The 1,162-nt window shown below is 52.9% G+C and carries 1 protein-coding gene; it reads left to right on the top strand.

Annotated elements, in window-relative coordinates:
- The coding region (locus PGX78_RS07590) for a YadA-like family protein (protein ID WP_270446279.1) at nt 1–977 on the top strand (977 nt) is incomplete at its 5' end.
- Nucleotides 978–1,162: the final 185 nt, after the last annotated feature.

The raw sequence follows: 1,162 nt of genomic DNA, 5'->3' as shown, positions 1-1,162 counted from the left end.
AAGAACTGACTGAAGCGTATCGGAAGGTTCAGCTCAAGGTTGTCAGTGATAAGATTTCCGGCGGTCGTGTTTTCCAAGGCGACTGGGGTAAGGTTTCGGTCGGCCTCGGAGATACGTTAAATCTGCGCGGCAATGCGAAAAATCTGTCGCGCTTGACGGACGGAAACATTGCCGTAGTATCGAATTCCGCTCAAGACGGCTACAATATTAAGTTGGCCAAGGATATTAATATGGGAGACGGTACCATTACCTTTACAACGTCGACTACGGCTCCCGAGTCGACGCCGAGAGAGATGACAAACGGACCGGTTCTGGGCGAAGATCGTCGACCGGGGGTTCCGACCGTGACATCGTCCATGACCATGGGCGGTAGCGGTATTACCTTCACACCTGTCGGCACTTCGACAACCGGGGTCAGACTGACGGGAACGGGTCTTAATAACGGCGGACAACAGCTTCACGGAGTGGCAGCCGGCACGCTCGATGACGATGCCGTCAATGTAAGCCAGCTTCGTCGCGTACAGGTTAAGGTGGATAATGCCGGTTCCGCATCGGCAGCCTTGGCGGGATTACACCCCTTGGCTTATGATCCCATTGCACCTACACAGGTTATGGCGGCCGTCGGTTCGTACGGTAACAGTACATCCGTAGCACTCGGCTTGGCCCATTACACGAATGAAAATACGTTGCTCCACGTTGGTGCCTCCTTCGGACAACAGGATAACGCCGTCAATGCAGGCGTAACGTATAAGTTCGGTCGTTCGGCGGAAAAGAAAGCCATTCCCGAACGCTACAAAGCCGGTCCTATCAGTTCCGTATACGTAATGCAAGATGAAGTAACGGCACTGAAGGCTGAAAATGCCCGTATTAAGCATCATGAAGAAGAACTGACTGAAGCGTATCGGAAGGTTCAGGCCGATAATGAAGAAATGAAGGCTCAAATTGCTCTCTTAATGGAAAAAGCGGGTCTGAAATAAGGATGAGAAACGGGGGTCCCCGGCTTCGGCCGGGGGCAAACCTCGTAAGGAGGATGCTATGTTGAAAAAACTGATTACTGCAGCCTTGGCCTTTTCTGTCAGCGCTACGGCTTATGCTGCCGCCGACCCCTTATCCCAACCGGCACCGTCGAGTCGGGATTTGACGGCAGTTCAGGAAATGACGG

The organism is Megasphaera sp. AF13-6AC (assembly GCF_027685385.1).
GTDB lineage: Bacteria > Bacillota > Negativicutes > Veillonellales > Megasphaeraceae > Megasphaera > Megasphaera micronuciformis.
The sequence above is the reverse complement of the archived record's forward strand: the minus strand, read 5'-3'. Positions and strand labels throughout refer to the sequence as shown.